Origin of the sequence: Psychroserpens damuponensis (assembly GCF_000826655.1) — a bacterium.
Lineage (GTDB): Bacteria > Bacteroidota > Bacteroidia > Flavobacteriales > Flavobacteriaceae > Psychroserpens > Psychroserpens damuponensis.
Genome location: NZ_JXJO01000037.1, coordinates 1 through 6,372, shown reverse-complemented (window position 1 = coordinate 6,372; position 6,372 = coordinate 1). Strand labels below are relative to the sequence as shown.

At 28.2% G+C, this 6,372-nt stretch carries 6 protein-coding genes; all 6 read right to left on the bottom strand.

Annotated elements, in window-relative coordinates; all coding sequences use genetic code 11:
- Positions 1-145 precede the first annotated feature (145 nt).
- The 6 genes from TD29_RS17025 to TD29_RS17000 all read right to left on the bottom strand — a co-directional run bounded on the left by TD29_RS17025 (position 146) and on the right by TD29_RS17000 (position 6,107).
- The gene (locus TD29_RS17025; protein ID WP_040282602.1) at positions 146-682 is read right to left on the bottom strand and encodes a hypothetical protein; all 537 of its coding nucleotides are present in this window, start codon (positions 680-682) and stop codon (positions 146-148) included.
- Between the two features lie 5 nt (positions 683-687).
- Complete coding sequence (locus TD29_RS17020; RefSeq protein WP_040282600.1) at positions 688-2,073, bottom strand: AAA family ATPase; 1,386 nt, start codon at positions 2,071-2,073, stop codon at positions 688-690.
- A gap of 223 nt (positions 2,074-2,296) precedes the next feature.
- Positions 2,297-3,037, bottom strand: coding sequence for a hypothetical protein (locus TD29_RS17015; protein WP_040282599.1), 741 nt, complete (start codon positions 3,035-3,037; stop codon positions 2,297-2,299).
- Positions 3,038-3,208: 171 nt separating this feature from the next.
- Positions 3,209-4,354, bottom strand: a complete 1,146-nt coding sequence (locus tag TD29_RS18590; RefSeq protein WP_040282598.1) for a hypothetical protein — start codon at positions 4,352-4,354, stop codon at positions 3,209-3,211.
- Positions 4,355-4,560: 206 nt separating this feature from the next.
- Entirely contained in the window at positions 4,561-5,397 is an 837-nt protein-coding gene (locus TD29_RS17005; protein ID WP_152611550.1) for a DUF2971 domain-containing protein, read from the bottom strand.
- A gap of 176 nt (positions 5,398-5,573) precedes the next feature.
- On the bottom strand, positions 5,574-6,107 hold the full coding sequence (locus TD29_RS17000; protein ID WP_040282596.1) for a dihydrofolate reductase family protein: 534 nt from the start codon (positions 6,105-6,107) through the stop codon (positions 5,574-5,576).
- Between the last annotated feature and the right edge of the window lie 265 nt (positions 6,108-6,372).

Here is a 6,372-nt window from a genome sequence, read left to right as displayed (position 1 = left end):
TTAGAGCCAACGTGTTTGTATATGGTTTGTTGCGTGGTTTAAGCAACTAATTTAGTAAATAATTACCGACCAAGAAAGTCCGCGAGGACTTTCGTAAGTAGGCGAGAAGCCAGCAATAAATTATATACGGTGTTATGTGCAGGCTTTAGTAAGTTAAATATTCCTGAATGAAAAAACAATTCGGATGTTGATGTTCAATCACTCCATTTTCTTTTTCAATAATTCCTTTTTTTAGAGTTACTTTCTTTGATTTAGATTCACTAATTCTAATTTTTCGGAAATGAAGATTTTGATTTGAAATTCCAATATCAAGATTTAATCTGTTTATAGTTGAAATAATATATTCAGAAAAGCATTGACCTGCGTCAAGCTGTCTTTTTGCCGATTCTGTTCCTTTTTTCATTTCAATAAGAAATACAAAGAGGTGTTCACCTTCTTCAATGAATAATAAATAATCACATATTTTTTTTAAACCAGTAACACCAGTAGTTTTAAAAAAAGGCAAAATATCTTTAGCTACATCATATTTATAAACACAATAGCTTAATTGATTCCCACCAATTATTTTCCTTTTCATTTCGAAGTCTTTTCCGTGTTTATCTTTATCTTTTTCTGATAAAAATTCAGATTCGTCTTTAAAGTTCTCGTTTAATATGGAATTAATAATATCTAATTTACTCATAAATATTATTCTTTTGTTCCGTATTTAAGAGTGTAGAAAAGGTCATTTGTTAGATTATTCTGTTTTTCTATTTCAGCATCAATTGAAGGAATGTCAAATCCGTATTCTGCTACAGGTATTAAATCTACACTTGCTTGCGTTTTTAGCTTATAATAGAAGTAATGGACATTAATATCTTTTTTGTTAATGTATTCACCATCTTTAAAATGATGTTCTTTTTTTATAGATTTTATTTTATCATCACTTGAAGATAACATTATTAAGTTATTTATTTCACGGAGTATATAATCACTATGCGTACTGATAACAAAATTTAATCCTTTATTAATTAATTGAGCAATTATTCGAGTTATTTTTATTTGATTATCTGGATGTAAATTTAATTCGGGTTCATCTATAATTACTAAATCGTTTTTTAAAGCTGTGTGTTTTAGGTAAATAACTAATCCTGCTAAAGTTTTAACTATTGATGAACTTTGGTGAAATGAAAGTGTTTTCTTCTTTGACGTCTTATTACTTGAAAATTCAACGTTACCATTTTTTCCAATAACAACACTACCATCTAAAAGTTCTTTTTCAATTTCAATAGCAAAGTCATAGTAAACACTATTTGTTTTTTTTATAGCTTCTAAATCATCTGCAACCTTTAAACAGTCTCTAATTGGTTGTGGATAACGGTTTGAAGTTGAGAATAATAAATCAAAACGATTATAATCTTCGTTTGAAGATAATTGTTTGATTAAATCATATTTTTCATTATTTTTAATAGAAAGTTCTTTGTTAAAAGTGAATATTGAATTTCTCTCTACTGGAAATATTGTAGATGACATTATTGGGTAATATATCAGTTTAGCATATAATATTGAAAGAAATGCTATATCAAAATACCTTACAAATTCTTCGTTTTTTATAGTTTCTTCAAAAAGAATTACCTTTATTTTTTCGTCTTCAGTTTTCTCTAATTTAATTGTGTATGTATGAAACTTTATAAGTTCATTGAACCTTATTTTCTTTATTCTGTTAATAAAGTCATTTTCTTTTTCTTTGAAGTTGATTTCTGTTTTAGAGAAGAAATCATTAGAACTACTTTCCGGAATTGAAAATAGTTTCCACAAATTTGGTTTTATTTTTTTATTTTCACTTTGCTTAAAATCATACATTTGAGATATATTCAAAGGAATTTCTACTTCATTATTTTCAATAAGAATGTCAATGTATTTTTTGTCAAATCCAATACCAAAACTTTTATTTTCAAGAGAAGTTATAGCATATAAAATATAAGCCATATATGTTTTTCCTGTGCTGTTTCCTCCACAAAATATATTCAACTTTTTGCTTAAGTCAATAGTAGCATCTTTTACAGCTCCTAAGTTTTTTATTTGTACTTTCATTTAATTTAAAAAATTTGAATCAAAGATAATTATTTTAAATGAACTATCAATTTTTTTTAGCTTGCACATAACGTGTTCGTGTATGATTTGTGCGATTGAGAATCCGCAGGATTTTCAGTCGAGGCAAATCGGTTCTTTAAATATATAAATTTTAAATGAAGCAGGAGTTGAGCATTAATTATACACGTTGTTATACACTTTACCGAAAGAGTAGAGTAAGAAGTTATAATTTGCTAAAATCTGGATACTTATATGTTTTGTCTGCTATTTTATAAAATTGATATATATCGTCATCATCGTAATCATATTCTCTACTTTTCTTATACTTTGGGATTGTAAAGATTGAGGTATCAACTTCAACTTCTTTAAGATCCAATAAATCAACGAAGGTATTTACATCTCCATATTTTTGTACATATCTCACAATCAATGCATCTTTCAAAAGACTATTCTTTATATCATAATCTGTTAAAGAATCAAAAAATATGACTTGTCCCATTCCTTTATATTTAGGGTCTTCATTATAATAGGCTGTAATTGTGTAATAACCATAATCAAATACTATTGTTTTACAACTGAAATTATTAATATTAGCTATGGTGTCTCCTGCTGTTATTACAGGTTTCTTTCTATCTGGCCTTGCTCTATTTGTTAGTTTTCTTTTTCCGATGTGGTCATCATTTTTTTCAATAGTGTATATTGTTTCCGTATTCCTTTCATATATATTTATTGATAGAGGTTTATAAAGAAACTTTAAAATTTTATCATTCTTTACATAAGCAACTAAAGCAGAGTCACTTTCTTTTTTACGCTTTATTTTCTTTATATCCTCCATTCTTTGATCAGACTCAACAAGATCTTCAATGGGTTCTATTGTTACTCCATATCTAATGACTCCTTCAAAGTCTTGAGCTGAAACGAAGTTAATAGTGAAAAATAAAATTATAAGACTTGGTATCTTCATAAGAGTGGGTTCTGAGGTATTGTGTATAACGTGTTTGTATATGGTTTGTTGCGTGGTTTAAGCACCTAATTTAGCAAATAAACACCAGATAGAAAATCCGCGAGGATTTTCGTAAGTAGGCTAGAACTAGCAATAAATTATATACGGTGTTGTGTGGCGTTATTTTATTAATCAAAATGGTAAATTTTCATCTTTAACAGACTGTTTCTTAATAACATTCTTCCCTTTTTCCCATTTAAATTCTGCGATTATTTTATGTTTTTCCTTTATTATTATTTCAGCCCATAAATATTTATATTCATTCTCAAGTATTTCAGTAACTGTCCTATATAAAATACTTGTATCTCCATATTTTGAAAAATAATTATGATTTTTTTCTAAAATTCCATTTTCAATATCTTTGTCAGTGTGATATATGAATATGTCATTTTTATAAGGTAAAACATACGGTTTAATAATGCTGTTTTTAAAGCATAGTTTAAAAAATTTGAAGTCGGGATTAACAGATACGTCTCTGTAATAATAATATTTTTCCCTTTCTAATTCTTTAATTTTTTTTGTTTCTGCTTCTCGTTTTTTTTCCTTTTGAATTTTTAAAAGATTTAATCTTTCTTTTTCCTTTTCAAGTTTTTCTTTTTCGAGTTCTTTTTTTACTAATATTTCGTTGTTTTCAATTTCTTGTATCAAATCATTTTCCAACTTTAAGATATTGTTTAAGAAATATTCTTTTTCAATTTTAATATATCCTTTTTTTATCGTTGGAACTATTCTGAAAATTCCATCTTTAAAATCTATAAATAGATTGTTTGATAAAGAATGTTTAGAATCTAACCATTTTAATAATTTAGTTTTTAGCGGGTTTCTTTTTTTAGATTGAAGAGCAATGTCAAATTCGGATGTAGAAAATTTTGTTAAGTCAATCATTAAATATGGTGTAAAACCAAATTTTGAATGTGCATTAAAACGTAAATTCATTTCTTCTAAATCTACTGACAATGTGTGTTGAAATTCAATTCCAATATTTTCAATAACACTATCTATTCTGTGATTTTCTCCATCAATATTAATAGTTATTTCATAAGATTTTACTCCGTACTTTTCAACACCGTAAATTTTCTCTATTTTTTCATATTGCCATATTCTATGCCAGTCACTTAATTCATTATCTTTTTTATTGTCAGTTGGAATTGATTTTCGTCTAATATATGGATTGCTTTTTCTCATAACAGAAATAAAGAGCGTATCTGAATGGTCATACCAAATTCCTTTTTTGGGAATACATTCTTTATAAAATTTGACTTTTATTAGCTTTTCCATTTAATAGACAATCTCCTTTTTTTGGATAAATATGATGTTATTCTGGATGTTCGTTTTAATGACACACAACGTGATTGTGTATGATTTCGTTGCGTGTTTAAGCACTAAAGTTAGCAAATAAATCACAGATAGAAAGTCCGCGAGGACTTTCGTAAGTAGGCTATAACTAGCAATGAATTATACACGGTGTTAGCAGCTGGCTTTTTTCATTTAGTTCTTTTGTAAACATCTTTGAATTCTTTCTTTACAATTGTAAATTCATTGAAATTTGGGTAAACTACATATAAAGGTACTTTAGGATAAACAAATTGATGAGCATTGAGAATAAGTCTTAATTCACTTGAATTCTCATCTAATAAAGAATGTCCAATGTAAATAGCCTTCACCATTTCGTTTTTAAATCTCAAAAATCTATCAACAGGTTTTTTTCCAATTTCAGATACAATTCTCCATTCTTGTTCATATGACCAATGCTTGTGTTTAGTTGAAAACATATAATGCAATGCAAAAGGCAGTTTTGGACTAATTCGCACTAACTTTTTTAAATAAGTTACTTTAGTAAGACTGCTTCTTAATATTTGGTCTTTCTTTGGTTCAGCAGCTATTTCGTTATCTTTAAATTCAAGTACAAATCCACGATAATTATTTGTGTAGTGTGCCCACATCAGAGGATTGTCTATTACTTCGGAAAAACAAGTTACACCAACATTCGAGAAATTATTTTTTTTAAACCCTTCAATTCTTTCAATTCCTTCGTCAATACCTGGAACGAGATTTACATTACAATCAAATGGGTCATTAAAATGAGTTGGATTTGTTAAGTAAAAATATTGATTAAGTAAAGAATCTATATTATTCATATTTGCAGAATAATACTTAAACAACTTACCTGATTTTTTAGGTACTAAAATATTGTTTTGAAAGTAATCCCATTCATCTTCTATCTCGTTATATTTTAGTTTAAATTCCTCATCAATTATGTATTCTTTAAGCATTTCGATGCTTCCATCTTCCATTTCTATATTTAATTGTTGAGAAGTCAAATTTTAGTCTATTTTGGTTTTGAGTGAGCGCTTGCTGCTAACGTTTGTGTGTATGATTTCGTTGCGTGTTTAAGTAACTAATTTAGCAAAAAGAAACGAACCAAAGGAAAATCCGTAGGATTTTCCGAGTAAGCTAGAACTAGCAATTAATTATACACGTTGTTGTGGCTAGTACTTTATTCGTTTCGTTCATATGTCAATATTTGAAGTCCATCGTTAAAAGATTCATTTTCTATTAGATTCCATTTCGCAAAACATTTTGAGTTGCCAAATATTCTGATTCCTTCTCCTAAAATTATTGGATTTAGTTTCAGTTTTAGTTTGTCAATTAGTCCATTTTCAAGCAACCAACCTGCAAATTCTCCACCACCACACAAATAAATATCCGTTTTAGCGTTTGCCTTTATCTCTTTCACTTTTTCAATTGATTTTTTTTCAATATGAACTGATTCTGCCAAATTTTCTATTTCCATTGAATCAGAAAAGATGTAATGTTCCATATTAGGATATGCAGGTTGACCCGCTTCTAAACCATATTGAAAACCGAATTCATAAGTTCTTCTACCCATTATTACGGTTTTAAATTCTTTGAGGTCTTCTTGATATTTTTCAACTCCATTTCCTTGAAGTATAAATTGACTTATATCGTCATTTTTTCCTGCGATAAATCCGTCTAGAGAACTTGCTACGTAATAAATAATTTTCCCCATTTAATTTCAATTTTTAGTTCGTTCTTGTATTAGCCACAACGGTCTTGTGTATGATTTCGTTACGGAAAAATCGTCAAGATTTTTCCGAGTTAATACCCAAAGATAGCAAAAGTGGAGGGATTTTCCGCAAGGAAAATCCGCCGTAATGAATTATACACGTTGTTAGCTTTTAGTGCTTTTTTCTTATGTATAATTCGTTCCGCTTGTTTTGTTTAGTTTTGAATTCCGCTTCGTTTTTCATTCCGCAAACTTGCTCCAATTCCGC

Coding starts and splice junctions, on each gene's coding strand:
- TD29_RS17025 (WP_040282602.1), bottom strand. CDS start 682: ATGAGTAAATTAGATATTATTAATTCCATATTAAACGAGAACTTTAAA.
- TD29_RS17020 (WP_040282600.1), bottom strand. CDS start 2,073: ATGAAAGTACAAATAAAAAACTTAGGAGCTGTAAAAGATGCTACTATT.
- TD29_RS17015 (WP_040282599.1), bottom strand. CDS start 3,037: ATGAAGATACCAAGTCTTATAATTTTATTTTTCACTATTAACTTCGTT.
- TD29_RS18590 (WP_040282598.1), bottom strand. CDS start 4,354: ATGGAAAAGCTAATAAAAGTCAAATTTTATAAAGAATGTATTCCCAAA.
- TD29_RS17000 (WP_040282596.1), bottom strand. CDS start 6,107: ATGGGGAAAATTATTTATTACGTAGCAAGTTCTCTAGACGGATTTATC.